Source organism: Vibrio sp. HA2012 (assembly GCF_002812955.1).
Lineage (GTDB): Bacteria > Pseudomonadota > Gammaproteobacteria > Enterobacterales > Vibrionaceae > Vibrio.
The window spans coordinates 112,778-138,364 of sequence record NZ_PFXK01000001.1 but is presented as its reverse complement, the minus strand read 5'-3'; the positions used below and the strand labels follow the sequence as shown (position 1 = coordinate 138,364).

General features: G+C 48.7%; 25 protein-coding genes and 1 riboswitch. Of the genes, 9 read left to right on the top strand and 16 right to left on the bottom strand.

The genetic code is table 11. The annotated features are described in order from the left end of the window. Window positions 1-104 precede the first annotated feature (104 nt). On the bottom strand, window positions 105-1,700 hold the full coding sequence (locus tag CSW98_RS00615; RefSeq protein WP_100798514.1) for a Na+/H+ antiporter NhaC family protein: 1,596 nt from the start codon (window positions 1,698-1,700) through the stop codon (window positions 105-107). Window positions 1,701-1,816: 116 nt separating this feature from the next. Next, a riboswitch (Lysine riboswitch) is annotated at window positions 1,817-2,036 on the bottom strand. A gap of 409 nt (window positions 2,037-2,445) precedes the next feature. Between CSW98_RS00615 and CSW98_RS00610 the strand changes: the two genes are divergently transcribed. Continuing rightward, a complete protein-coding gene (locus CSW98_RS00610; RefSeq protein ID WP_100798513.1) occupies window positions 2,446-2,853 on the top strand; it encodes an H-NS family histone-like protein in 408 nt (135 codons plus the stop codon). A 158-nt stretch (window positions 2,854-3,011) separates the two neighbouring features. Here the strand turns inward: CSW98_RS00610 and CSW98_RS00605 are convergent, their stop codons facing one another. Next, window positions 3,012-4,316, bottom strand: coding sequence for an inosine/guanosine kinase (locus CSW98_RS00605; RefSeq protein WP_100798512.1), 1,305 nt, complete (start codon window positions 4,314-4,316; stop codon window positions 3,012-3,014). Between the two features lie 216 nt (window positions 4,317-4,532). Between CSW98_RS00605 and CSW98_RS00600 the strand changes: the two genes are divergently transcribed. Beyond that, window positions 4,533-4,805, top strand: a complete 273-nt coding sequence (locus tag CSW98_RS00600) for a type II toxin-antitoxin system Phd/YefM family antitoxin (protein WP_100798511.1) — start codon at window positions 4,533-4,535, stop codon at window positions 4,803-4,805. Here CSW98_RS00600 and CSW98_RS00595 read toward each other — a convergent pair. Together CSW98_RS00595 and CSW98_RS00590 are read right to left on the bottom strand one after the other, a co-directional pair. Beyond that, window positions 4,802-5,434, bottom strand: a complete 633-nt coding sequence (locus CSW98_RS00595) for a YccT family protein (RefSeq protein WP_198517246.1) — start codon at window positions 5,432-5,434, stop codon at window positions 4,802-4,804. The genes CSW98_RS00600 and CSW98_RS00595 overlap by 4 nt on opposite strands. A 69-nt stretch (window positions 5,435-5,503) precedes the next feature. Continuing rightward, the gene (locus CSW98_RS00590; RefSeq protein ID WP_100798509.1) at window positions 5,504-6,514 is read right to left on the bottom strand and encodes a porin; all 1,011 of its coding nucleotides are present in this window, start codon (window positions 6,512-6,514) and stop codon (window positions 5,504-5,506) included. A 646-nt stretch (window positions 6,515-7,160) separates the two neighbouring features. On the opposite strand from CSW98_RS00590, the gene dinG reads away from it, so the two are divergent. From dinG to rsmS, 4 genes are read left to right on the top strand one after another with little or no spacing between them, the layout of a single operon-like run. After that, a complete protein-coding gene (gene dinG, locus CSW98_RS00585) occupies window positions 7,161-9,236 on the top strand; it encodes an ATP-dependent DNA helicase DinG (RefSeq protein WP_100798508.1) in 2,076 nt (691 codons plus the stop codon). Between the two features lie 21 nt (window positions 9,237-9,257). Further along, on the top strand, window positions 9,258-10,028 hold the full coding sequence (locus CSW98_RS00580) for a TSUP family transporter (RefSeq protein WP_100798507.1): 771 nt from the start codon (window positions 9,258-9,260) through the stop codon (window positions 10,026-10,028). A 21-nt stretch (window positions 10,029-10,049) separates the two neighbouring features. Next, window positions 10,050-10,601 (top strand): primosomal replication protein, encoded by a 552-nt coding sequence (locus CSW98_RS00575; protein WP_100798506.1) that lies wholly within the window; start codon window positions 10,050-10,052, stop codon window positions 10,599-10,601. Then, a complete protein-coding gene (gene rsmS, locus CSW98_RS00570) occupies window positions 10,598-10,762 on the top strand; it encodes a pleiotropic regulatory protein RsmS (RefSeq protein WP_100798505.1) in 165 nt (54 codons plus the stop codon). Before CSW98_RS00575 ends, rsmS begins: the two co-directional genes overlap by 4 nt. 90 nt (window positions 10,763-10,852) lie before the next feature. Here the strand turns inward: rsmS and htpX are convergent, their stop codons facing one another. Beyond that, the gene (gene htpX, locus CSW98_RS00565; protein WP_100798504.1) at window positions 10,853-11,716 is read right to left on the bottom strand and encodes a protease HtpX; all 864 of its coding nucleotides are present in this window, start codon (window positions 11,714-11,716) and stop codon (window positions 10,853-10,855) included. 188 nt (window positions 11,717-11,904) lie between these two features. Here htpX and CSW98_RS00560 point away from each other — a divergent pair, with 188 nt between their 5' ends. Continuing rightward, on the top strand, window positions 11,905-12,189 hold the full coding sequence (locus CSW98_RS00560) for a type II toxin-antitoxin system RelB/DinJ family antitoxin (protein WP_100798503.1): 285 nt from the start codon (window positions 11,905-11,907) through the stop codon (window positions 12,187-12,189). Continuing rightward, window positions 12,186-12,464, top strand: a complete 279-nt coding sequence (locus CSW98_RS00555) for a type II toxin-antitoxin system RelE/ParE family toxin (protein WP_100798502.1) — start codon at window positions 12,186-12,188, stop codon at window positions 12,462-12,464. The genes CSW98_RS00560 and CSW98_RS00555 overlap by 4 nt, the downstream gene beginning before the upstream one ends. A gap of 264 nt (window positions 12,465-12,728) precedes the next feature. On the opposite strand, the gene bioD is transcribed toward CSW98_RS00555, so the two are convergent. The 4 genes from bioD to bioB are packed head-to-tail and all read right to left on the bottom strand — an operon-like array spanning window position 12,729 to window position 16,401. After that, complete coding sequence (bioD, locus tag CSW98_RS00550) at window positions 12,729-13,433, bottom strand: dethiobiotin synthase (RefSeq protein WP_198517245.1); 705 nt, start codon at window positions 13,431-13,433, stop codon at window positions 12,729-12,731. After that, complete coding sequence (gene bioC, locus CSW98_RS00545) at window positions 13,409-14,218, bottom strand: malonyl-ACP O-methyltransferase BioC (RefSeq protein WP_100798500.1); 810 nt, start codon at window positions 14,216-14,218, stop codon at window positions 13,409-13,411. Before bioC ends, bioD begins: the two co-directional genes overlap by 25 nt. After that, the gene (gene bioF / locus CSW98_RS00540) at window positions 14,211-15,362 is read right to left on the bottom strand and encodes an 8-amino-7-oxononanoate synthase (RefSeq protein WP_198517265.1); all 1,152 of its coding nucleotides are present in this window, start codon (window positions 15,360-15,362) and stop codon (window positions 14,211-14,213) included. The genes bioC and bioF overlap by 8 nt, the downstream gene beginning before the upstream one ends. Further along, window positions 15,349-16,401 carry a biotin synthase BioB gene (gene bioB, locus CSW98_RS00535; protein ID WP_100798498.1) on the bottom strand — a complete coding sequence of 351 codons (1,053 nt, stop codon included), beginning with the start codon at window positions 16,399-16,401 and terminating at the stop codon, window positions 15,349-15,351. The genes bioF and bioB overlap by 14 nt, the downstream gene beginning before the upstream one ends. Window positions 16,402-16,526: 125 nt before the next feature. On the opposite strand from bioB, the gene bioA reads away from it, so the two are divergent. After that, window positions 16,527-17,807 carry an adenosylmethionine--8-amino-7-oxononanoate transaminase gene (bioA, locus tag CSW98_RS00530; RefSeq protein WP_100798497.1) on the top strand — a complete coding sequence of 427 codons (1,281 nt, stop codon included), beginning with the start codon at window positions 16,527-16,529 and terminating at the stop codon, window positions 17,805-17,807. Here the strand turns inward: bioA and CSW98_RS00525 are convergent. From CSW98_RS00525 to CSW98_RS00495, 7 genes are all read right to left on the bottom strand, one after another. Further along, window positions 17,801-18,091 (bottom strand): type II toxin-antitoxin system RelE/ParE family toxin, encoded by a 291-nt coding sequence (locus CSW98_RS00525; RefSeq protein WP_100798496.1) that lies wholly within the window; start codon window positions 18,089-18,091, stop codon window positions 17,801-17,803. The two genes, bioA and CSW98_RS00525, sit on opposite strands and share 7 nt — an antisense overlap. Then, a complete protein-coding gene (locus CSW98_RS00520) occupies window positions 18,084-18,305 on the bottom strand; it encodes a TA system antitoxin ParD family protein (protein ID WP_100798495.1) in 222 nt (73 codons plus the stop codon). Before CSW98_RS00520 ends, CSW98_RS00525 begins: the two co-directional genes overlap by 8 nt. A 77-nt stretch (window positions 18,306-18,382) precedes the next feature. Continuing rightward, the gene (locus tag CSW98_RS00515) at window positions 18,383-19,126 is read right to left on the bottom strand and encodes a metalloregulator ArsR/SmtB family transcription factor (protein ID WP_100798494.1); all 744 of its coding nucleotides are present in this window, start codon (window positions 19,124-19,126) and stop codon (window positions 18,383-18,385) included. 133 nt (window positions 19,127-19,259) lie between these two features. After that, window positions 19,260-20,567, bottom strand: coding sequence for a serine--tRNA ligase (gene serS / locus CSW98_RS00510; protein ID WP_100798493.1), 1,308 nt, complete (start codon window positions 20,565-20,567; stop codon window positions 19,260-19,262). Between the two features lie 107 nt (window positions 20,568-20,674). Further along, a complete protein-coding gene (locus CSW98_RS00505; protein WP_100798492.1) occupies window positions 20,675-22,021 on the bottom strand; it encodes a replication-associated recombination protein A in 1,347 nt (448 codons plus the stop codon). Window positions 22,022-22,060: 39 nt separating this feature from the next. Then, entirely contained in the window at window positions 22,061-22,660 is a 600-nt protein-coding gene (lolA, locus tag CSW98_RS00500; protein WP_100798491.1) for an outer membrane lipoprotein periplasmic chaperone LolA, read from the bottom strand. A 17-nt stretch (window positions 22,661-22,677) separates the two neighbouring features. Beyond that, the gene (locus CSW98_RS00495) at window positions 22,678-25,473 is read right to left on the bottom strand and encodes a DNA translocase FtsK (RefSeq protein WP_100798490.1); all 2,796 of its coding nucleotides are present in this window, start codon (window positions 25,471-25,473) and stop codon (window positions 22,678-22,680) included. Window positions 25,474-25,587 lie beyond the last annotated feature (114 nt).

The following is a 25,587-nucleotide window of genomic DNA, read 5'->3' as shown; positions in this document are numbered from 1 at the left end:
CTCCATGTTTGTAAAACAACACTAACCAAGCTGTGAACATTTTTCAATAGCAAAGGTTAAATTTTTTGGATAAAAAAAGAAAACAGCAACAGACAGAGGTGAACTTACGCCTTTTGCAATTCCGCTATTTTCGACCTTGCCATCACAGCCATAGCAAAACAAACCGCAACAAATGCCGCCGATGCCGCCGCAAATGCCACAGCCACAGAAGCCGTCATACCCAGTACGACAAAACCGACGCAGGAAACCAGAGCAACCGCAATCGCATAAGGCAACTGAGTCGCAACGTGATCAATATGGTTACAGCGCGCACCGGTAGACGAAAGGATCGTGGTATCGGAAATCGGTGAACAATGGTCACCAAACACCGAACCCGCCAGTACCGCACTCAGCATCGGCAGCATCAGAGCCAGATCGGTTGCCCCGGCCATATCACCGGCGATCGGCAGCATAATACCGAATGTGCCCCATGACGTGCCCGTGGCAAAAGCCATTGCACCTGAAAGCAGGAACAGAATCACCGGCAGCCATTGCGGATTAATACTCCCCTGAACCTGAGACGACAGATAAGCACCGGTTTTCATGTCACCAATTACAGAGCCGATTGTCCAGGCAAAAATAAGGATCAGAATCGCACCAAACATAGATTTCGCGCCGATCCACAATGTTTTGCTGATATCGCCAACAGGCAGACGTTGCTTAAGAACCGTAATAAGTGCGACCGCTAAACCAACCAGAGCACCATAAACCAGTGACATACCTACATCGGTATTTTCAAATGCACCCAGCACATTAAAGGCAATATTATCTGCAGCCAATGCCTGTCCGCCGGTGTAAAGCATAAAAGCAATGGTTGCAATAATAAGTGTCACAATAGGCAAAATTAAATCGGCTACTTTTCCTTGTGAACTTTCTACAATATCCAGCTCTTCATTTATTTCATGAGCTTCCGCACTATCTTCACTGGAATCAGAGCCTTGCCCCAGCTCAGCATTAATTTCATGCTCGCCCATTAATCCGATATCCAGACGGAACCAGGCAACAGCAAATACCATTAATAATGCGAACACTGCATAGTAATTCATTGGAACTAAACTCAGATAGGCACCAAGTGCAGAATATTCTGTCATGCCATGTGCAACTAAAATACCGCTGATGATAGTCATGATATATGCGCCCCAACTGGAAGCAGGCATTAATACGCACATAGGTGCAGCGGTTGAATCCAGAATATAAGCCAGTTTCGCCCGTGACACACGAAAACGATCCGTGACCGGGCGGGAAATAGAACCGACAGCCAGACTATTAAAATAGTCATCAACAAAAATAAAAACGCCCAGAAAAGCAGCCAGTAATTTCGAACCTCTTTTACTTTTAATACGTTGATGAGCCCAGTCGGCAAATGCGCTGGTACCGCCAGATAAAGTCAGCAGAGCCGTCATCATGCCTAATAAAAGCAAGAATGCAACGATACTCATATTCCAGCTATTAATCGCGCCATCTTCAATAAATACGCCTTTTATCTTAGTACCTATATAGGCAGCAGCATTTATTGCAGAATAATCAGCCAGTAATAGTGAACCCAGAATAATACCAACACCGAGCGATAAAAGTACACGACGGGTAATTATAGCCAGCCCCAATGCCACCACTGGCGGCAAAAGAGATAAAGGTGATAATGCAAAATCGACTAAATTCATGATCTTCAAAAACCAATTGGTCAGGTATGCGTTCGCATAGCCTGGAGATCTACTGCAGCATTCCGTCTTCGTGACAGATATAAAAATAATTGGAAGGGAAACGGACGTTTCACCCAACCTACAGTAGCGCTCCATAGTTTAAACACTCTACGCTCAGGCCTATATAAATAGTGATCGGCTCTGAACATAAACTATGGCAGTGTTACACCTGTTCGATGTAACCCCAGCAAACGGCTTTGATCTGCACGTTCACTTCGGCAACGACTCCTTTCCCCGTCATTCATTGGCATCACCCCAATGACGGATACTGATAGTAATTGCACCTCTACCTCAGAACATCTTACCGAATTATACGCAACAACACACAATAACAGCGGTATGTCTGAATAAGGTACGGCTATTCTACTGATCCTGCCTGCCAATGCAACATAAAAGCCTGTATGGAATAAGTGCATACCGTACGGATATCCTTTATTGATGTGTCAGGCTCACCACAAAAATATCTGACTGCAGTTATTAAAAAAAATGCAAAATCATAGACAGTATCAATAGAAAAAGTCTGAGAGATCATGAATCACTCACGTTATTATATTGCAAGAATCCTGTAAATTAGTTTTTTTTAGGTTTAAACGCTTTACAATATAATTTTTTAAAATAGAATTAGAGATATGGAAATTAACGTTTCTATTATGTTGCCTACTAGTATCATTTATTAGTGTTGAATTAAACCAGATAGGATTGAATCATGTCAGAACTGACCAAAACTCTGCTGAATATTCGTAGTCTTCGCGCTTATGCTCGCGAATTAACTATGGAACAACTGGAAGAAGCTCTGGATAAATTAACTACCGTTGTTGAAGAGCGTCGTGATGCTTACGAAGAAGAAAAAGCAGCAAATGCAGAGCGTGAAGCGAAACTATCAGAATATGCGCAGATGATCGCAAAAGATGGTATTGATCTTGAAGATCTGATCCAGGCGCTTTCTGGTGAAACGAAAACAAAAACCCGTAAAAAACGCGAACCTCGTCCAGCAAAATATAAATATGTAGATACCAATGGTGAAGAAAAGACTTGGACAGGTCAAGGCCGTACACCATCTGCTATTCAGACTCTTCTGGATCAAGGTAAATCACTGGATGATTTCCTGATTTAATTAGTCTTTACAGATTATTCTGTTTAATAAAAAAGCGCCTGTGGGCGCTTTTTTATTTCTCTGTTTCTACTTATTTTTAATCAAAATACGGATTATGTATAATAACCACTCCGAATTACTGAATCCCTATTACGAAGTATCATCGTAAAACCGTTAAATTACCGTTCCCAATATGCTTCTTCAAGGCTGTCTTCCCGCTCGGGTAATCCTCTTGATAAACGGGGTGAATGCTGAACCAGCACTTCATAGCTGGCACGATTCGCATATTTACAGACCTGAGAAAAAGAAGAATAGGTTAAGAAATCATGCTGGTGCTTACTGGAATTAGGCACATTTTCTTTATGGTATTTATTGGCTGCCATATCGTGCAATAATGCAGAAAGTGCTGCGTCCCCCGCCCCATTGGTATTTTTTATTTTTTCCGGCCCGCCCATATAAGGCGCAATATGCGAATATACTTTTATCGGGCTGGTACAGGATGCTTTACTGGCCGGCCGACTGAATTCAAAACGGTTAAATTCTGCAACAGCCCCCGGCAGTAGCGGTAATGTGGTTTCACGTTTGGCATCGTCTTCAGTATATCCGGACATAAACAGCCCCACAGGGCCTGCGGTACACAATACCAAATCCACCCACTCTAGTGCCTTATCCGAAGCCAGCAGAGGGTCTTTCTCGCCGGTCAGTGCTTCGGCTTCATCTTCATTCATTGCCACAACCGTGACGTGCTGAGTCAGAAAATCGACCCAGAACTGCGGGTTATCCTGAATCACAAACTTAGTCCCCAGCGTCAGTACCACCGGCACATCATGCTTCTTCGCGTACTCTATCGCTTTCAGGGTTGCCTGCGGCATAGGGTCACCCTCTTTACAACGAACCAGATACGCACTCAGCACCAGCGCAGAAGCCGTTTTAAAGATACTTTCAGAGATACTGTCCGGATGCAGCTTATTCATCTGCCCTTCACTGATGGCAAAGGTACGCTCTCCATCTTCGGTGATCAGCGCAAAACAGCGGCCGATTGCACCGTCAACCCCCTGCAGATAATTCAGATCCACCCGGCTGGAGGTATTGCACAGATACCGGTAACCGTAACTGCCGATTTTAATATCCTGACTCATTACGCCGAGCAGTGTCGATTGGTCATCGGCCAGCACTGAATAGTTATGCAGGGTATTTCCTATGGTGCCCCCGGCAAACTCATTGCTGATCAGCGCCTGCTGCTTCAGTTCCTGATACAGAGCTTCTGCCGTCTGATCATCAATCACCAGCGAATGCCCTTTACTCAGACCGAAACGCTCAATCAGTTCACACGAAACCCGGGCTTCAATATCCACCAGCGTCTGATCAATACCGATAACATGGGTACGTGCCATCTTCTTACGGCTCTGGGCCTGACGGACTAACGGATCACGCTCATGAACCGGAAAATAATGTTTGGATTTACGCTGGCCGGGAAATTTCATACAAAAGGTTCTGCTAGGAAATAAAACCGGATTTTACCCTGCTGTTAACAAGGCGGCAATACACAGAAAAATAGCAAACGGTTGCGAAGAAAAATGCCGCTCATATTCCAGAACTCGCTGTTACCTATGTATCAATAAAAGTTCTGCGCATAAAATATCGGCTAATCCGGTTATGCAGGCTCACATAAGGAACAAAACGCGTTTCGGAGTAAAAAGATGAAAGTCAACATTTATGAAGCAAAAAATAAACTGCCTCAATTAATCAGTGCTGCTATCGCAGGTGATGAAGTTATTATCACCAAATATGACAAAGCTGTTATCCAGCTTATCCCATATAAGAAAAATACAGTCAGACAATATGGGATGTTTGAAGGCCAGGTAAAAATAAGTGATGACTTCGATTCACCTGAACTGAAAAACGAAGTTACCACTATGTTCTATCGTTCCCACACGCGTGGGAACGATGGGTATCGCGCAGAGGAAGATTAATCCTGATCGATCATCCAGATACGGAAGGCTTTGCGCTCGTCTTTGCTGGCTTTGGTATACCAGAGTTTAAGCTGAGTGACCGGGTCACCGGTAATGGCCACTTCGCCGGAATCGGATACAGTCACCACGGCTTCCGTCACATTGGTGGCACCGGACGATGTCAGCACAATGCCTTTCTCTTTATTATGATTACGGATCGCTTGTTCAATATCGGCGTAAGGCATAAAGCCCTCTGCCAGCAGTTTTTCCGGATTGATCTCTTCGGAAGAACCATTCTGCTCCAGAGTCCAGCCCACCTGATTATGGTCAAATGCGGCTTCAGCGGCTCTGTAAGTACGAAAATTTTTATGCTCCAGCGCATATTCATCTGCTTCTGATGCAATATTCAGCTCCAGTACATAAGGATCAGAGGCATATAATCTGCTTTTGGAACCATCACGCAGGTCTTTTGAATAGCGGATAATGATCTGCTGTTTGCCCGGCTTTAGTGATTCCAGTACAGATTTATTATCCTGCTTAATGCCGTTCAGTGCCAGTAAATCCACACTGTAAGGCAAATCCAGCGACGCCGAATGGGCAAAAGGAGCGACTGCCGTTAACGCCAACAGAGCCAGTTTGGTTATTTTCATCATTATTCCCCAGAAAAATCAAAAAGCCACCCTACGGTGGCTTTTTACTATATCTGAATAAAATTCAAATTAGAACTTAACTTTCAGACCTGCAGCGTAGCCCATGTCCATATCTTCTACGTCAGAATCCTGAACTTCGAAGAATACAGTTGCATTTTTAGCCACTGCGTAAGTTACGTTTGCATAGTACTCAGAGTAATCTTCGTTGTATGCTTTGCCATTTGCTACAGCATAAGCTTCAGCTTCATCGTTCAGGTCAGAGTTAACCATACCGAAGTTAAAGCCAAACTTGTCCATAGTGTACTGAATGTTTGCACCGTATGAAGTGATATCAAGGTCTTCAACATCTGCGTTTGTATATACTGCAGACAGTACTACATCACCCAGAGTATAAGCACCTTTCACACCGATGAAAGTACCGTCTGTATCATCGCCAGCAATTTCATTTGAATCAGAGTAAGTCAGTGCAATATCTGCATCACCAAAACGAACACCCGCCATCAGGTCATACTGAGTAGCATCTTCATCAGCAGCAGCAGCAGCAGCAGCACTAGTTTGTTCATCAGTACCATTTGATTTCAGTACCACATCAAATGCACCGTAGAACATTTCACCAGAATCGTAGTTTACACGCACAACTTCAGTTTCTTTCGCAGTGAAAGCATCCTCTGCAAGATCTTCAGCGGTCTTCAGACCGAAAGCCTGATCGTTTGACAGACCGAAGTCATCGATAAGAGTTACTTGTTTACCAACTTTTGCTGTTACAGCGCCAGTTTTCACACCAACCCATACATCATCATATGTAAAGGTTTCGTTATCAGCAGCATCTTCGCCACCTTTAACGTCGATAGAAGCGATTACCGCCATATCTTCGTTGATAGCAGATTCTGCGTCAAAGCCGAAGTCAGCATCATCGATAATGATTGCTGCATCTTTGTCAGTACCTTCTGCTTGTTCGTAATGAATTGCGATTTCACCGTGAACACCAACTTTAACACCGTCATTTTCGTAAACGGTTGTTGCTGCGTTAACAGAACCAGCTGCTACTAGTACTGATAGAGCGATTAGAGTCTTTTTCATAATAATCCACTGCCTTTTCTTAGAAAGTTGGGAAATCCTTTTCGGTTCCCTTTTTTTGTTTTATTGATGATGACAAGTCACTGAATAAGCGAAACGTCACCGCCACTAAATTTCGAAACCTAGATTGCAAAAGTTTCCGGTGCATGTCAAACATCTAAATAAATAAAAGCAAAAAAACATAAATTCATCAAAATCAAAGTGTTACATTGTTTTATCTGTTTTTTGGGTCAATTTCACAGCAAATTCCTCTCACAATATGAAAGATTTATCACGGGCAAAATTGGAGCTTTATGTCGCAACTTGCGATAATTAAGAGATAAAAATAGAGATTTATATCGACATAAACAAAAATAACAGAGATTAACTCCATTAAGCTTTTTCTAATTGACGTTTTTTATAAACGTTCACTTTTTTTTTGTGATATGCATCAAATTCTATTCAAAAAACAGATTTTTAGCCGGGAACGCCCGTTATTTTTTGACCAGAAGTACCGGATTTAAAAAATATTTCACGCTCTGCCAGCGGTAATACGCAGGTAATAAACCCGTGTTAGCTCGCTGACACGGACACCTATTTCTGTTGTTATTGGGCAATATTCCACTCTGTGCTAAGATGCCCGCCGAACTTCCGGCCAAAATAAAATGTGATGCTCAGCCCAAATATTCAACACGCCATCCACAGCAGTTATAAAAACCTTCATCACCAGCTGGATAATTTTGTGCCGCGGCGGGCACAAAACTATTTAGTGGCAGAAATCGCCAAAACACTGTCCGGGGAATACCACAAAAAAAACCGCATCCTGGTGGCCGAAGCCGGAACCGGGATCGGTAAATCGCTGGCGTATCTGATCGGCACCGTGCCTTTTGCCGTACTGAACAACCGCAAAGTAGTGATCTCCACGGCGACTGTCGCCCTGCAGGAGCAACTGCTGAATAAAGATCTGCCCCTGTTTCGCCGCCTGTGTGAACTGCCCTTCTCTTTTATTCTGGCAAAAGGCCGCGGACGTTACTGCTGCGCAGAAAAACTGGCGGCCGCCTGTGGTGCCGACGGCGGGCAACTGGCGATGTTTGACACCAAACCACAGAAAAAGGATATTGAACTGCTGGAAACCCTGTACCGTTCGCTTATGCAGGGAACATGGGACGGCGACCGGGATGCCTGGCCCAAACCTATCCGTAACGAGTTGTGGAACAGTATCGTCAGCGACAAACACAGCTGTAACAACAGCCTGCCTGCTCACCGCGGCTGCCCGTTTCAGAAAGCCCGCGCCGAGATCAGCAAAAATGACATTATTATTGCCAACCACAGTCTGGTGATGGCCGACCTGGATCTGGGCGGCGGGGTGATCCTGCCGGAACCAGAAAACACCCTTTATATTTTTGATGAGGCGCATCACCTGCCTCACGTTGCCCGCGAACATGCTTCTGCCGCTTCCAGCCTGAAAGGTGCAGCCGGATGGCTGGAAACCCTGAATAAAAACACCGCAAAACTCGCGGCCCTCGCCGATGAAAACCGGGTCAACCGGTTCAGAAACGAACTGCAGGACAGCATTCAGCAGTTGATCCCCTCACTGAATCAGCTTGGCCGTCAGTTCGACCCGGCGTACTTTACCGATAAGGTATACCGCTTTGAGCACGGGGAACTGCCGCAATGGCTGGAAAAGGAATCCGCAGAGCTGAAAAAACTGGCCGCCAAAGCCTGTCAGGCACTGGGGAAAATCGCCGATCTGATCGCAGAACGACTCAAAGATGGCGAGCTGTCGAAACATCTGGCCGAACCGGCACTGGCCGAGGCCGGGTTCTTCCTGCAGCGGCTGGAGAATCTGGCAAAAGTCTGGGCATTAATGGCTGAGCCAACACGGGAAAAAGGCGCTCCCCTTGCCCGCTGGCTGGAAATCAATCCCGAACGGGAAGACGATTTTATCGTCAGCGTCTCCCCGCTGGAGATTGGCTGGCAGTTGGATCAACAGCTCTGGAGTAAATGCTGCGGGGCAGTACTGACCTCAGCAACGATGCGTGCACTGAATTCGTTCAGTTTTTTCTGCCGTCAGGCCGGAGTCAGTGAGCATCCGGAGCAGGGAACCCAGTTTCTGGCGCTGGCTTCGCCTTTTGATTATCAACAGCAGGCAGAACTGATTATTCCGGCAATGAAGTATGAGCCTCAGGCCGAAGAATTTACCGATTACCTGATCGAAAAACTCCCGGAACTGATAAAAGATAAGCAGGCCAATCTGGTTCTGTTCGCCTCCTACTGGCAGATGAATAAAGTGGCCGAGGCACTGTCTGCCGGTTTGATTAAAAAAAGCCAGACTCTGCAGGTACAGGGGGAAGCCTCCCGTACAGAGATTCTGAATAAGCATAAGACACTGATCCAGTGCGGAAAGACCAGCATTCTGTTCGGCACGGGCAGTTTCTCGGAAGGACTGGATCTGCCCGGTGAACTGCTGGAAAACCTGATTATCACCAAGATCCCGTTTGCGGTTCCGACCTCACCGGTAGAACAGGCGCATGCAGAATATATTACCGTCCGGGGCGGTAATCCCTTTATGCAGATCGCGGTGCCGGAGGCGAGTAAGAAACTGATCCAGTCGGTGGGAAGACTGCTGCGTAACGAGCGGGATTCTGGTAGAGTCGTCATCCTCGACCGCAGGCTGGTCACCAAGCGCTACGGGAAATCGCTGCTGGATTCACTGCCGCCGTTTAAGCGGGTTATTGAGTATTGAGATCACAACTTCGGAAACACTATGGAATTTATTGAACCAACCATGTTGGTTATTCTGGCGCTGGTGGCCTTTGTGGCCGGTTTTATCGATGCCATTGCCGGTGGCGGAGGTATGCTGACGGTTCCGGCACTGCTTTCTCTGGGTCTGCCTCCGCATATCGTTCTGGGAACCAATAAGCTGGCAGCCAGCTTTGGTTCGTCTACCGCCTCTTTTACTTATTACCGGAAGCGGCTGTTTAACCCCGAGCTGTGGAAGTATTCCTTTGTTGCTACCTTTATCGGTGCGGTTTCCGGTACGCTGGTTGTGGATGCCCTCAGCACCGACTGGCTGGAAAAAGCCCTGCCTCTGGTGATACTGGCTTCAGCAGCGTATACCATCTGGCATAAAACACCGGATGCGGAGGGCAGTGTGTTGCCCAAACCGGGGAAAGTGCTGTTCCGAAAGCAGTGGGGACAAGGCTTCACTCTGGGATTTTATGATGGTGTTGCCGGCCCGGGAACCGGGGCTTTCTGGGCGGTCAGCAGCATGGCACTGTACCGGATCAATATTCTGCTGGCTTCCGGGCTGTCTAAGTCGATGAACTTCGTCAGTAACTTTACTTCACTGGTGACCTTTGCCATTCTTGGACATATCAACTGGGTGCTGGGACTGACCATGGGAGTCTGCATGATGCTAGGTGCCTATGCCGGTGCTCATTCAGCCATTCGCTTCGGTGCAAAGTTTATCCGTCCCGTCTTTGTTACCATGGTCAGCATACTGGCAATAAAACTGGCTTATAATGCCTGGTTCTGACCACTGAGGCGAACAAACACCATGACACCCTCTTTTACCCAACTGGACGATAAGCTGGAACAGATGGCACAGCAGGCGGCACAACTGGATCGTCGCCGGGGCGAGCATCATCAGCCCCTGTTTGACGAAAGGCTGTTCCATTGTCTGTCCCGTCTGCTGGTTCCCTGCGTTGCCGAGGCGCGGAAGACTTACACAACCATTCTCCGCGAGCAGGAAAGCGGACTGCTGACAACGTTGCGTGCAGAGTATCTGACCGAGCAACTGCTGGCACAAATCAGTGCCATCCAACGGGAAATCTCCACTCAGGCGGTTCGCAAAACTGAAATCAAGCATGCCAGCCATTACCGGAAGCCGATTAATCTGCTGTATCAGGATCTGGCTCAGCATCAGGAGTGGGAAACGCGCCTGATGGATATGGTTCGGGAAAAAGAACAGATTCTGGCAACCGCTCCGCCGTTTCAGCAACAACAGGCACAGAAGGCGCTGATTGCAACCGAACAGCGTCTGGAACGCTGCCGGGCCGCCAAACTTAAGTTAGAAAAACAGATCACATTCAGGGAAAGACATCAATGACAGATAAACCCGCACAGACACTGGATAATGCCCCGGAAGAGGTGAAGCTGGCCGTGGATTTGATCTACCTGCTGGAAAGTAATGAGGTGGATCCGCAGACAGCGTTAAGTGCTCTGGAAATGGTAAGGCTGGATTTGGAGCGGAAGTTAGAGAAGCGGTAAATACCGGCTAACCCGCGTCCGTTTCTGTGTTCTGTACAGGGACAGGTGTTCTGTACAGAGACGGACGCAGGTTAGCTTTATTCAGCCAGACTAACTATTTCTTAACGCAGCAATACGCTTATCCAGTGGCGGATGGCTCATCAGCAGTTGCATCATGGTACTTTTACCATTGATACCGAATGCCATCATGGAACCTTCCAGCTGTGGTTCATAACTGATTTTCAGACGTTCAAGAGCCGCTATCATCTTATGCTTACCGACCAGACTTGCTGCTCCGGCATCGGCATAGTATTCACGACGACGGCTGTACCACATAGTGATAAAGCTGGCGAGAAAACCAAGCACCAGTTCAAGGAACATGGAGATGGCAAAATACGCCATAAAGCTGGTACCGCCCCCCTCTTCCTCATCACGCGCCGAAAGAATGTTGGCAATAAAGCGTGACAGAAAAATCACAAAGGTATTCACCACGCCCTGCAGCAGGGTCATGGTCACCATATCACCATTAGCAATATGACTGATCTCATGCGCCAGCACGGCTTCCGCTTCATCACGGGTCATGTTATGCAGCAGACCGCTGGATACAGCGACCAGCGAATCATCCCGCTTCGCCCCTGTGGCAAACGCATTCATGTCCGGCGCATGATAGATTGCTACTGTCGGCATCCCTATACCGGCCTTTTGCGACTGCCGGCGAACGGTTTCCAGCAGCCAGTGTTCGGTCTCGTTACGCGGACTCTCAATAACCTGACCGCCAACAGAGGCAAGCGCCATCTTTTTCGAGAGCAACAGTGAAATAAAAGAACCGCCAAAACCGAACAGTAACGCCACCACCAGCAGGCCGTTCAGGCTGCCCGGCTGTAATCCCGTGGTTGCATAGATAATATTCAGGACAATACTCAGCACAAAAACAACGGCCAGGTTTGTTCCCAAGAAGAGCATAATTCGTTTCATTATCGTTTTTCCTCCAGAACGCTATACCCTTAAAATATAGGCTGGAATGAGGAATACAAGAGGGTAATAACAATTTGAAACAATTGTTCTGAAGAGATCATGCCGACTCGTCAGTCAGACCTTCGGTTAGTTGCCTTTATCTATTACCAGTGCTAACATTTGTACGCACACTTATTTAGGAGCAACTCATGGACACCAGAATACAATTTCGTGTTGATGAAGAAACAAAACGCTTAGCCCAACAAATGTCTGAGAGCCAAGGTCGCACTCTTAGCGATGCTTGCCGAGAACTTACTGAGCAACTGGCGGAACAACAACGTAAAGCATTATCTCATGACGTTTGGTTAACAGAACAAGTAAACCTGGCTTTTGATAAATTTGACTCAGGAAAAGCAACCTTTGTCGATCACAGCTCAGCCAAATCACGAATGACTGAGCGCAAAGCTAAAATTCGTAGCCGGGGTAAGCAATGATTTTATGGGAAGAAGAGTCCCTGAATGATCGTGAAAAGATCTATGCGTATCTTTACAATTTTAACCCTGATGCTGCCGAAAAAACCGATAATCTTATTGAAGCAAAGATAGAAAACTTATTGGAACAACCGTTAATGGGGGTTCAGCGTAATGGAGTTCGAGGACGTCTCCTAGTGATTCCGGAGATCTCCATGGTTGTTTCTTACTGGGTAGAAGGCTCCATCATTCGTATCATGCGAGTACTTCACCAGAAGCAAAAATTCCCGACCGATTAATTGTAACTCGTAGGTAAAATTGCTAACGCTGACTTGGCAATCATTGCCTATTGCTTCCTTCTTAACACTTACCCTCCCCTTTTTTTGGATGATAACTTTTCCGTTTTCTCAAAGTTTCTTTTTCAATATCAAGTCGAGATGGCTCTTGATCAAACCGACTGATTCCCAAGAGCCTTACCACTTCGAAATAACTAACTTAACGACCCGTTTACTGGTCATTAGGCTAGTTATAACTCATTAAAAAAGGATATAGAAATGCAGCGATTACCCATCCACAACTGGTGAAATATCAATATATTTACCGATATCACGTCGTTTTACGCTGGGTACATACGGGATTTCACCCATCTTGGGTGCCGGCATCCTCGACTCCAGTGTGTCGATAATATCCGCATAGTGTTCTGTACCGGGGTTAATGCGGTTTGCTACCCAGCCGACAAGTTCCAGTCCGTCGTTGCGGATAGCTTCTGCCGTTAACAGAGCATGGCTCAGACAACCGAGCTTAATGCCGACCACCAGAATAACCGGCAGTTTTTCCTGCTGAACCCAGGAGGAAAGCCCCTCGGTATCTGATACCGGAACCCGCCAGCCACCCGCGCCCTCTACCAGTACCACATCAGCATTCTGTTTGTGCTCTGCCAGCTTCCGGCTCAGCAGTGAAAAATCAATCTCCACCCCCTCTTCCCGGGCCGCAATATGCGGAGAGGTGGGCAGCAGCAACGCATACGGATTCACATCAGCGTAAGGAATGTCACAGGTTGCCGCCTGCTGCAGATGCAGCGCATCGGAATTGCACATGCCCTGTTCCGTTTCTTTGCACCCGGCAGCCACCGGTTTATAGCCAATGGTTGACAACTCCCGTGCTGCCAGTGCCTGTAATATCGCTTTCGATACAACGGTCTTCCCAACCTCGGTATCGGTGCCAGCAATAAAAAAAGCCTTAATCATAATTCGATTGCCCCTAAACAAACCTGATAAGTTGCGGGTAATAACCCCATGTTGTTTTTAAACCGCTGGTACTCATGCTCAACATTCAACAGCGCACGTCTTCCGGTCAAGCCGTGTGAACGCCCATTGACATAATTGGCTCCTATCCCTTTCAGATCCCGCATCAGCTCAAATGCCGATGAGTACCAGACTCTGATAGCACGCAAGTCTAAGTGATGCTTGTCAGAGCTAGATTGCGCTAACGCAATATTTATCTCCTTACGGGAAAGAAACTGATTAACGTGTTGATGTGTATCAATTTTCGCCCATGCCTGTTTCAGTTCTTCCAGAGAACCGTCCATCAGAATCGAGAAAAGGATCCGTCCGCCGGAGCGAGTTACCCGCCGCAGCTCCCGCAGAGGGACCGCTAAATCATGACACCACTGCAGTGCCAGACTGGAAAAAACCAGATCAAACGTCTGATCCGGAAACGGCAGCGACTCGGCATCGGCCTGTCGGTAATCCTGAATACAGTGACCACACCGGTTTCTCGCCTCCTTCAGCATCGCCGGTGACAAATCGGCAGCCGTTACCCTTGCTCCGCGTTCAGCAAGCTGTTGCGAGAAATAACCGGTTCCGCAACCGATATCCAGTACCTTTAGCCCCTCCAGTGTCTGCGGTAACATCGCCAGCAGCAGTGTCCCGACATCACGCTGAAACTGCGCGTGTTGATCATAGTGTTGTGCGGCTTTACCAAATGCCTCAGCTATTGCGGCTTTCGGGCAGAAAGCATCGGTTTTATATCCCGCCAGAGCCTGATCAAGCATAATGTTTCTCCATCACCTGCATGATGGCAGTCGTCAGTTGTGTCACCTGCTCCCGGGTATGAGCCGCCGTCAGCGTGATCCGGATCCGCGAACGACCCGGGGCAACGGTCGGCGGACGAATGGCCGTTGCCCAGAATCCCTGCGCTTTCAGTGCGCCGGCCATGGTCAGAGCGGCTTCGGTACTGCCGCAGATAAATGGTTTGATGGGGGTTTGTGTCGCAATATATCCGTGCAGGCCACTCAGTCTCTCGGCGTAGACAGACTGTAACTCTGCCAGATGATCACGACGCCACTGTTGAGTACGGATCATCTGCGCCGCGGTGGTCAGTGCATGTGCCTGTGCCGGAGGCATTGCCGTAGAATAGACATGATGACGGGCAAACTGAGTCAGATAATCACCGGTGCTGCTGTCACACAATACCGCGGCTCCCGACATCCCGAACCCTTTGCCGAAAGTGACGATCAAAAGCTGAGGTTTGATACCTGCAACACAACAACTGCCCCGTCCGCCATGACCCAGCACACCAATACCGTGGGCATCGTCCACCATCAGCCAACTTGCGCTGCGGTCACACACGTTTTTTAATTCTGCCAGCGGCGAGGTATCGCCATCCATACTAAACACGCCTTCGGTCACCACCAGAGCCGGTTGCGACAGCAGGGTTTCCAGATGAACAACATCATTATGTCTGAAACGCTGCATTGGTGCCGGAGAAAGCATACCCGCTTCCATCAGAGAGGCGTGATTCAGCTTATCCTGCAACAGCAAATCCTGTTTATCCGGTAGCGTAAACAGCAGAGCCTGATTGGCACTGAAGCCGGAATTGAACAGAATGGCTCTGTCATAACCCAGCCACTGACACAGCACATCTTCCAGCATCTGATGTGCCGGAGAAAAACCGGTCACCAAAGGAGAGGCTCCGCTTCCGGAACCGTATCTGTCCAGCCCGTCTTTCCATGCAGTCACCAGCTCCGGTTCGGTCGCCATCCCCAGATAATCATTGCTGGAAAAATTACAGTAGCACCGTCCGTCCAGTTCAAACTGTGGCTGATTTCCGCCCTTCAGTACCGATAAACGGCGGGTCAGTCCCTGCTGTTCTCTTGCCGACAGAGCAGAACGAATACGCTGATTAAACGCCGGCATCATAGAAAAGATCATCCGCAGCAGGACGGGCAATAACCCGTTCGATTACCTGTTCCATCAGTTCTGTTTCCTGAATCTGATCCGGTTTCTGTACGACATCGGCCCGGTTTATACCCAACTTCGCTAATAATTGCATATCTTTGTCTTCTGCCGGATTCGGTGTGGTCAGCAGTTTGCAGCCGTAGAAAATCGAATTTGCTCCGGCCATAAAGCAGAGTGCCTGCATCTGTTCATTCATATTTTCCCGTCCGGCAGACAAGCGTACTGCGGAGTCCGGCATCATAATACGGGCAGCGGCAATCAGACGGATGAAATCAAATGGCTCAACATCTTCTTCATTTTCCAGCGGTGTGCCTTTTACTTTCACCAGCATATTGATAGGCACACTCTCCGGATGAGTCGGTAAATTAGCCAGTTCCGTCAGCAGTCCTGCCCGGTCAGAAATGCTTTCCCCCATGCCGATAATGCCGCCGGAACATATCTTCATTCCGGCATCGCGCACATGAGACAGCGTATCCAGACGATCCTGATAGGTTCGGGTAGTAATAATGTTGCCGTAAAACTCCGGTGAGGTATCAAGGTTGTGGTTATAGAAATCCAGCCCGGCCTCCGCCAGTTCGTTGGCCTGATCCGGGGTCAGCATTCCCAGGGTCATGCAGGTCTCAAGCCCCATCTCTTTGACGCCTTTGATCATATTCTTAAGATGCGGCATATCACGCTCTTTCGGGTTTTTCCACGCGGCTCCCATACAGAAGCGGGTCGAGCCGGAATCTTTTGCTTTTTGCGCGGCGTTCAGTACCTGCTCCACTTCCATCAGGCGCTCTTTTTCCACATCCGTTCTGTAGTGAGCACTCTGCGGACAATATTTACAGTCTTCCGGGCAAGCACCGGTTTTAATGGAAAGCAGCGTACTGACCTGAACATAGTTATGCTGCTGATGCTGGCGATGAACCGTCTGTGCTTCAAACAGCAGATCCATGAACGGTTTATCTAAAAGTGTGCGAACTTCTTCTACAGTCCAGTGATGACGAGCTTCCAAGTGTAAATCCTTTCATTATTTGTTGATTTGATACTTGGCTATTGTAAGCATACCCTTTACACTGTCAACAATTCTAAATGCATTAAAGTTTACAATTGAGCAAATATTAATCAAAAGGCAGTTTTATGGATCTGGAATTTGATCGGCAGCACATCTGGCACCCTTATACCTCAACACTGGCCCCTCTGACCTGCTATCCGGTCAGTCAGGCCAGTGGCGTGTTTATCGAGCTGGAAGACGGTAAGTGCCTTATCGACGGTATGTCTTCCTGGTGGTCTGCTATCCACGGTTATAACCACCCGCATCTTAATGCGGCTGCTCACCGGCAGATTGATGCCATGGCACATGTGATGTTCGGCGGGATTACCCATCAGCCCGCAATTAACGTCTGTAAAAAGCTGCTTGCGCTTGCGCCGGAGAATCTGCAGCACGTATTTCTGGCCGATTCCGGATCGGTGGCGGTTGAAGTCGCACTGAAAATGGCACTGCAGTACTGGCATGCCCGTGGGGAATCCCGGCCTAAGTTTCTGACGCTCAGCCACGGCTATCACGGAGATACATTCGCCGCGATGTCGGTTACTGACCCGGATAATTCAATGCACAGTCTGTATAAGGGTTTTCTGCCTGAGCATATATTTGCTCGTTCTCCGGAATGCGGGTTCCGGGATCAGTGGCAGCCGGATGATATGGCGGATTTTGAGCAGAAGATAGCGGCCCATCACGCACATATTGCCGCCGTGATCCTGGAGCCGGTTGTTCAGGGTGCAGGTGGCATGCGGATCTATCATCCGGAATTTCTGAAGCAGGTTCGTGCCTTATGTGACCGCTATGGGGTACTGCTTATTCTGGACGAGATTGCAACCGGATTCGGCCGGACGGGTGAGCTGTTTGCCTGTGAACATGCCGGAATACAGCCGGATATTCTCTGTGTCGGTAAGGCACTGACCGGAGGCTATATGACTCTTTCTGCCACCCTGACCAGTAAAGTTGTTGCCGATACGGTGTGCGGGGGGGAAGCCGGATGCTTTATGCACGGGCCGACATTTATGGGCAACCCTCTGGCATGTGCCGTGGCGACAGCCAGTCTGGAATTGATCGAAAAAGGCGAATGGAAAGCGCAGACCAGAGCGATCGAACAGCAGTTTGCCGATTTACTGCCCGGACTGAACCGTTATGAACAGGTAAAACATACCCGCTGGCTGGGTGCGATCGGTGTGGTAGAAACACACCGTCCGGTCAATATGGAAGTCATTCAGAAACGATTTATTGATCTCGGTGTCTGGATTAGGCCATTCGGCCGTTTGATCTATATGATGCCGCCATTTATCAGTCAGCCGGAACATATCCGGCGTCTGGTCGATGCGGTTGAAACCGTGCTGAAAGAGGAAGACTGTTTTGCTCAGTAGCGTTTTTTCATATCACGGTAGAAATTTTCATGTGTCCCCAATGCCACTAATTCTAGTGTCACTGTACCATCTTCATAGCTATAGCCGAGCAAAGTCAATTGTTTAACCATCTTAAACTTGTAAACTCGAAGAAAGGCAAGATCGCCTTTCTTCTGCTCACCCAAATATGGGTCAATCAATAGATCTCGGATCGCGATATCCAGATCCAATTTCTGGTTTTTATGAAGCTTCTTAACCGCCTTTTTAAAAGTTGGCGTTTGAAGAACCTTTATGACTTTAGTCAAAGGTGTATTCCTCTAATTTACCAGCTTCTTTCTCCGCTTTCGCGATAACCGCTTGTTTTACAAACTCGTACGGTAAATCAGGATTATCTTCCATCATCTCACCGATTTTCGCCCAGTGCTCAATCTGCTTTGGCGTTGTTCGGTTTAATGCTTTCGCCATAATCGCCGCTTTATCAAACAGCTCCTGATCGATACGTACGCTTGTAGTAGCCATAATATTTCCCCCGCACTATATGATAACAAGAGTGTAGTATATTGCTACAATTGATGCAAATCGCACCATCTTCAGGTTCAACCCTTTCTCTTACCCGCAAGTTTCAGATTCAGTTTTTCCTGATTGATGATAGCCGGGTTACCGTTGCGTACGGTTTCCAGTGTGTGGCGGATCCAGACCGGCAGATGATCCGCCAGACGATAGAAGATCCACAGCCCCTCTCTTCTATCCTGCAGAAAACCGCCGTCACGTAGCAAAGCCAGATGGCGTGACACTTTGGGCTGACTAACACCCAGAGCTTCCGTCATGTCGGTAACGGTCAGTGACGCTTCGTCTTCCAGCAACATCAGAATTTTCAGCCGCAAGGGATCACTCATCACCTTAAACAACAGAGTCGGTGCAACCGTATTTTCGGCTTCATGCCCGTTCAATAGTAAAAACAGGGCAATGCGATCTTTCAGGCCTTCGGCCACCAGACGAAACGGCTCCAGCCCGTCCAGCGGTTTGGGATCAAAAAAATCCCAGTGGATCTGTGCATCAGCATCGTCAAAAACGGCGCATTCGTCTTTTGCGTTCTCACACAAGGTGATCACGAAATCAAAATGTTCACTCACATAACGTTCGGATGATTTGCTTGTCAGCCCGGAGGTATCGATACCATCCTGACGCAGGATATCAAATACTCTGGGGTCAACCTCTGTCGGATGCACTCCGGCACTGCTGGCTTCGAAATCGCTGCTGCACACAGCATTAAACAGGGCTTCAGCCAGCTGGGAGCGGGCTGAATTCCCCGTACACAGAAAAAGGACTCGTTTTTTCATTGCACCCTACTGTCTAAATCCATCCGTTATCCGGCTTCCTTATACAAAAAAGCATTTCCTGATACAAAAATGCCTTCCCTGATAAAAAAAATGCAAAGCGACAAGCACTCTGCATTTTTCTTTCTACTGGTTATCAGCCGATAAATTCCAGTCCGCCCATGTACTTACGCAGTACTTCAGGGATCTGGATACGACCGTCAGCCTGCTGATTGTTTTCCAGAATCGCAACCATAGTACGACCAACCGCCAGACCGGAACCGTTCAGTGTATGTACCAGCTCTGGTTTCTTTTCGCCTTTACGACGGAAACGGGCTTGCATACGACGTGCCTGAAAATCCCACATATTTGAGCAGGAAGAGATCTCACGGTAGGTATCTTGTGCCGGAACCCATACCTCAAGATCGTAGGTTTTACATGCACCGAAGCCCATATCACCGGTACACAGCACAACTTTGCGGTATGGGAGTTCCAGAAGCTGCAGCACTTTTTCCGCATGTCCGGTCAGCTCTTCCAGAGCATCCATTGAGTCTTCCGGCTTAGTGATCTGAACCAGCTCTACTTTGTCAAACTGGTGCATACGGATCAAACCACGGGTATCACGCCCGTAAGACCCGGCTTCAGAACGAAAACAAGGGGTATGTGCCGTCATTTTCAGAGGCAGATCCGCTTCATCCGTGATGGTGTCACGAACCATATTGGTTACCGGTACTTCCGCCGTCGGGATCAGAGACAGTCTACGCGGCTCTTCATCACTGGCTTTTTCTACCAGGGGTTCTGTATGGAAAAGATCCTTACCGAATTTCGGCAGTTGTCCCGTGCCGTACAGACTGTCGGCATTCACCAGATACGGCATGTACATTTCGGTATAACCGTGCTGCTCGGTGTGCAGATCCAGCATGAACTGGGCAATGGCACGGTGTAAACGGGCAAACTGCCCTTTCATCACAATAAAACGTGCACCGGTAATTTTGGTCGCACTGGCAAAATCCAGTCCGTCACCCATTTCACCCAGGTCAACATGGTCTTTCAGTTCGAAATCATACGATTTCGGTTCGCCCCAACGGGTGATTTCCACATTGTCATCTTCATCTTTACCGACCGGCACAGAATCGTGTGGCACGTTCGGTACTGACAGGGCGATCTCTTCGATCTGCGCCTGAACGTCTGCCAGCTGCACTTTTTTTGCATCCAGCTCGTTACCTAAGTTGCCGATCTGTTTTTTGATTTCTTCAGCACCGTCTTTGTCGCCTTCCGCCATTTTCTGGCCGATTTGCTTGGAGATGGAGTTGCGTGTGGATTGTAAATTTTCAACTTCTACCTGAATCGATTTACGGTTCTCTTCAAGTTGACGAATTGTCTCTACGTCCAGCTTAAAGCCACGACGTGCCAGTTTTTCAGCTGTTTGATCCAGCTCAGTGCGAAGTAATTTAGAATCCAGCATTGCTAATCCTATGCTTTTGATTGGTGAAAAAATGCGCTGAATCCAGTGCGTTGCACAGCCAGCGCATTATTGAAAATAATAATTCGGGTTAAGATATCCAAAAAACACTAGTTTTCATAGCGCTTTTGCGGGCTTTTTGTATCTAACGAAGCGAGATAATCTAACTTTTCGCCGATTTTCGTCTCCAGACCCCGGTTGGTCGGATAATAGTAACGGGTATGAGCCATTTCCGGCGGAAAATAATTTTCTCCGGCGGCATAAGCACCTGGCTCATCATGAGCATAACGGTATTCAGCTCCATAGCCCATCTCTTTCATCAGCCGGGTTGGTGCATTACGCAGATGATGCGGCACTTCATACTCGGGCTGATTCTGTGCATCCTGCAACGCCTGCGCCCATGCGGTATACACTGCATTACTTTTCGGCGCACAGGCCAGATAAACCACGGCCTGAGCAATTGCTCTGATGCCCTCTGCCGGTCCAACCCGGGTAAAACAATCCCATGCAGACAACGCAACCTGCATAGCCCGGGGATCGGCATTACCAATATCCTCTGATGCGATGGCAAGTAAACGGCGGGCAATATACAGCGGATCGCAACCTGCCGAGATCATTCGGGCAGACCAGTACAGAGCGCCATCCGGATTTGAGCCCCGGATCGATTTATGCACTGCTGAAATCAGGTCGTACCAGATATCACCTTTGTTATCAAAGCGGGCTACTTTTTCTCCGGCGACTTCCGCCAGCAACGGCAGGGTGATCTGTTTCCGTCCTTCCTGCTCATCGGCCATATCATACAGTAGTTCCAGATAGTTCAGAGACATCCGGGCATCACCACTGACCAGACCGGCCAGCCGCTCCAGTACACTGTCATGAAAATCAGCAGTGATATTGCCGAGTCCGCGTTCCTTATCCTCAATAGCCTGATGCACCACATGCAGGATATCGTCATCAGTCAGTGACGTCAGTTTGTATACCCTTGCTCTGGACAGCAGAGCGTTATTCAGTTCAAAGGACGGGTTTTCTGTAGTGGCGCCGATAAAGGTCACTGTACCGTCTTCAATATGCGGCAAAAAGGCATCCTGCTGGCTTTTATTAAACCGGTGCACCTCATCCACAAACAGTATGGTTCTGCGGCCTGTCAGCTTGTTTTCCCGCGCTTTTTCAATCGCGGCACGGATTTCTTTTACCCCGGAAGTGACCGCAGAGACCCGTTCCACTTCGGCATTGGCATAGTGAGCCGCGACTTCGGCCAGTGTCGTTTTTCCGGTGCCCGGAGGCCCCCAGAGAATCATAGAATGGATCTGCCCCGCCAGCAGTGCCCGGCGCAAAGGCTTACCTTCACCCAGAATATGTTGCTGGCCGACATACTGTTCCACGGTCAGCGGACGCATTCTCGCCGCCAGCGGGCGAAAATCTTCGCCGTCGGAAAAATCTAAACTGTAGTTGCTCACACGAACTGCCTCACCTGTCTGCTTTTGCCGTTGTCAGCATCAATCGCGCTGATCATCAACTTCCACTCCATCCGGAATGGTAAAAGTAAAACGCTCGGCAGCAGGAACTTCGGCGCTGAAATGACTGAATACAAACTCGCTGCGCTGGCCGTCCTGCTCGATCACAGTAAACCCTTTGACCACGCCGTCACGATCAATCTCGATCTGAAATTGTCCCTGACTGGAATCAAGTGCGGTCGGTGTCAGGATAAAGCGTTCGTTTTCCTGACTGATCATGTAGTTATCCCAGTCACTGTCACGGTTACGGGTCAGCAGCACAAACGGCGTTTGTGCAATGGCCTGTTCCTGCCAGTAGATCGTGACCTGCTCGATAAACGGACTGTAATACCAGAGAGTTTTACCATCGGAAACCAGCACATTCTCGTCCGGAACCCGAGTGCTCCAGCGGAACAGTCCCGGCCGGGCAATGTCTACATGCCCTTCTCCTTCCTGAATCACTTCGTTGTCCGAGGTGATTACCTGTTGAGTAAAATCAGCGGTGAATCCGTTATTTTTTGCCAGACGGGTATTCAGTTCATCTTTTGGAGCCGCCAAAGCAGCCATAGAGGTGAACAAAAGTGTTAATAATACTTTTTTCATATTGTTTCTTATCTTTCCTAATCTCTGGCAGGCTTTGGTGCCAGAACTTCCCGGTTACCATTATGTCCCGGTGCAGTAACAATGCCCTGAGCTTCCATCTGTTCAACAATGCGGGAAGCCCGATTATAACCGACCTTAAAACGACGCTGGACACCGGATACTGATGCTCTGCGGCTTTCCACCACAAACTCAACGACCTGATCGAACAGCGGGTCGATCTCATCGTCCCCTTCCATCTGCTCGCCCGGTAACAGGGAATCCGGCGTCTGGTCACCACTGATAATATCCTCAATATACTGTGGTTTACCGCGTGCTTTCCAGTCGTTAACAACGGCATGAACATCATCATCCGATGCAAATGCACCGTGCACCCGGACAGTATGGCTGGAACCCGGTGGCAGATACAGCATATCCCCCATACCCAGCAGCGATTCTGCCCCCCCCTGATCCAGAATGGTTCTTGAATCGGTTTTGGTCGAAACGGTAAATGCTACCCGAGTCGGAATGTTTGCTTTAATCAAACCGGTGATCACATCCACCGACGGACGCTGTGTTGCCAGAATAAGGTGAATACCAGCGGCTCGGGCTTTCTGCGCCAGACGGGCAATCAGCTCCTCGACTTTCTTCCCGACCACCATCATCAGATCAGCAAATTCATCAACCACCACAACGATGTACGGAAGTTTCTCCAGCAGAGGCGGTTCCTGATCCATACTGTCGCCCGGCTGCCATAGCGGATCATGAATCGGATGTCCGGCGGCGGCGGCCATTTTCAGCTTCTCGTTAAAACCTTTGAGGTTACGTACCCCAAGTACTGACATCAGCTTATAGCGACGCTCCATCTCTCCCACACACCAGCGCAGTGCGTTAGAAGCATCTTTCATGTCGGTCACAACTTCTGACAGAAGATGCGGAATCCCTTCGTAAACTGACAACTCAAGCATTTTCGGGTCGATCATGATAAAGCGCAGATCCTCCGGTTTTGCTTTGTACAGCATACTCAGGATCATAACGTTGACACCGACCGATTTACCCGATCCGGTTGTACCGGCCACCAGCACATGCGGCATTTTGGCAATATCCGCAATCACCGCTTCGCCGGCGATATCCTGTCCCATTACCACCGTCGTCGGTGACTTGGCCTGCTGGAACAGAGGACTGCCAACAACATCAGAGAAATACACGGTCTGACGACTCATGTTCGGTAATTCCAGTCCGACATAAGGTTTACCCGGAATCACCTCCACAACCCGCACCGCCATGGCTGACAACGAACGGGCAAGGTCCATAGACAGGCTGGAAATCCGGCTGACTTTAACGCCCGGAGCCAGATCCAGTTCAAAGCGAGTAATAACCGGCCCGGGGAAGATATCCACAACACGGGCTTTGATTTTATAGTCAGCCAGTTTGGCTTCCACCAGACGGGCAATTTCTTCCAGAGCAGCACGATCGATATGGTTTTCACGCTTCTCAGGATGATAGAGTAATTCCAGTGTGGGCAAGGGTGCCGTGGGTACCGGCAGATCTTCTTCCCGCTTCATCAGAAACGGATTTTGTGCTCCTGCCATATTTTTCTGGGCGTCACTGACCATACTCCGGAAAGCCTCAACATCCGGATCGCCGGTTGTTGCTGCCTGAATGTCCGATACCGGCTCATCCGGTTCAACAACACTGATATCGGAAATCACCGGTTCATTTTGCAGAGCCGGGTCATCATCCGCTATCTGATCCAATACAGAAGAAGAGAGTACCGGCTGAGGGTCAATGTCAGCGTCTGTCGCAGAAAGCAGGCTTCCAACCGACGAACCGGTTTCCGGCTCAGTGACCGGTGCATACGGCATATCCCCGTCTTCCAGAGCCGAGCGTTCCAGCTCTTCTATCGTGGCGTGCAGCTGTCTGGTTCGTTCAGAAGGCTCTTCCTGTCCGGAGTACTGCGTTTCTTCCCACTGCTGAAAATCGCCAATCGCTTCCGGCATGTGAATATTGTATCTGTGAGTGTTATGTTCCAGCGCCTGTAAGTGTTCCGCTTCAGTCTGTGCCTGTGCTGGTGTGGATTTTTCTGTGTCATCTTCCGGCCATTCGCTCACCACCGGTGACGTTGCCGACTCATCAATAACAGGCTCTTCGGTTATTGATTCACGTGCCGGTTCCAGTGTCTCTTTCTCAGAGCCTCTGATCTTGTTCAGTATCCAGGCAGAAAGTCTGAGAGCACCGTTGCCAATCCACTCAACAATCGTCAGCCAGGAAATGCCGGTCAGCAGAGTAAAACCCGCTCCCCAGAGAAACAGAAAAACAATGATGCTGCCAAGCAGATTAAGATAGGGTAACGCCAGACTGGTGAGTACATCCCCCACCACCCCACCGGAAGAGAAGTACCAGATATCGTCAAAGTTGAGATCCGCCAGACCACACCCGGTCAGTAGCAGAATAACCAGCCCCAGAAAACGGGTTCCCCAGAGCATAAAATCAAGTGGCTCATCCTCACCTCGCTTACGGAAAAAGATCCAGGCGGCTCCGGCCACAATCAACGGCAGCGGATAAGCCAGAGAGCCAAAAATAAAAAACAGCGAATCTGCCGTCCATGCACCAATACGCCCACCGGCGTTCTGAACCGTTCCTCCCCAGGCCGTTTGTGACCATGAAGGGTCGGCCGGATCAAAACTGTACAGTGCAACAGCCAGCAGAATAGCAGCCAAAAAACCGACAATAAAACAGCACTCCCGCAGTCTCTGAGTACCATTCAAACGGTGACTGCTTTCGGGATCTCCGGTGTTAATGATTATCTCAACCTTGTCCTGGTTCTCTCTGAACATATACCAACTAACGTATTCTTATCTGATAGAAATAATCCGAGCGGCCAAAGCCGCCCGAATTCCTGATCCCAGTTTACCCTATTCTTCCGGCGATGTGGTGCGCCGGAATCACAG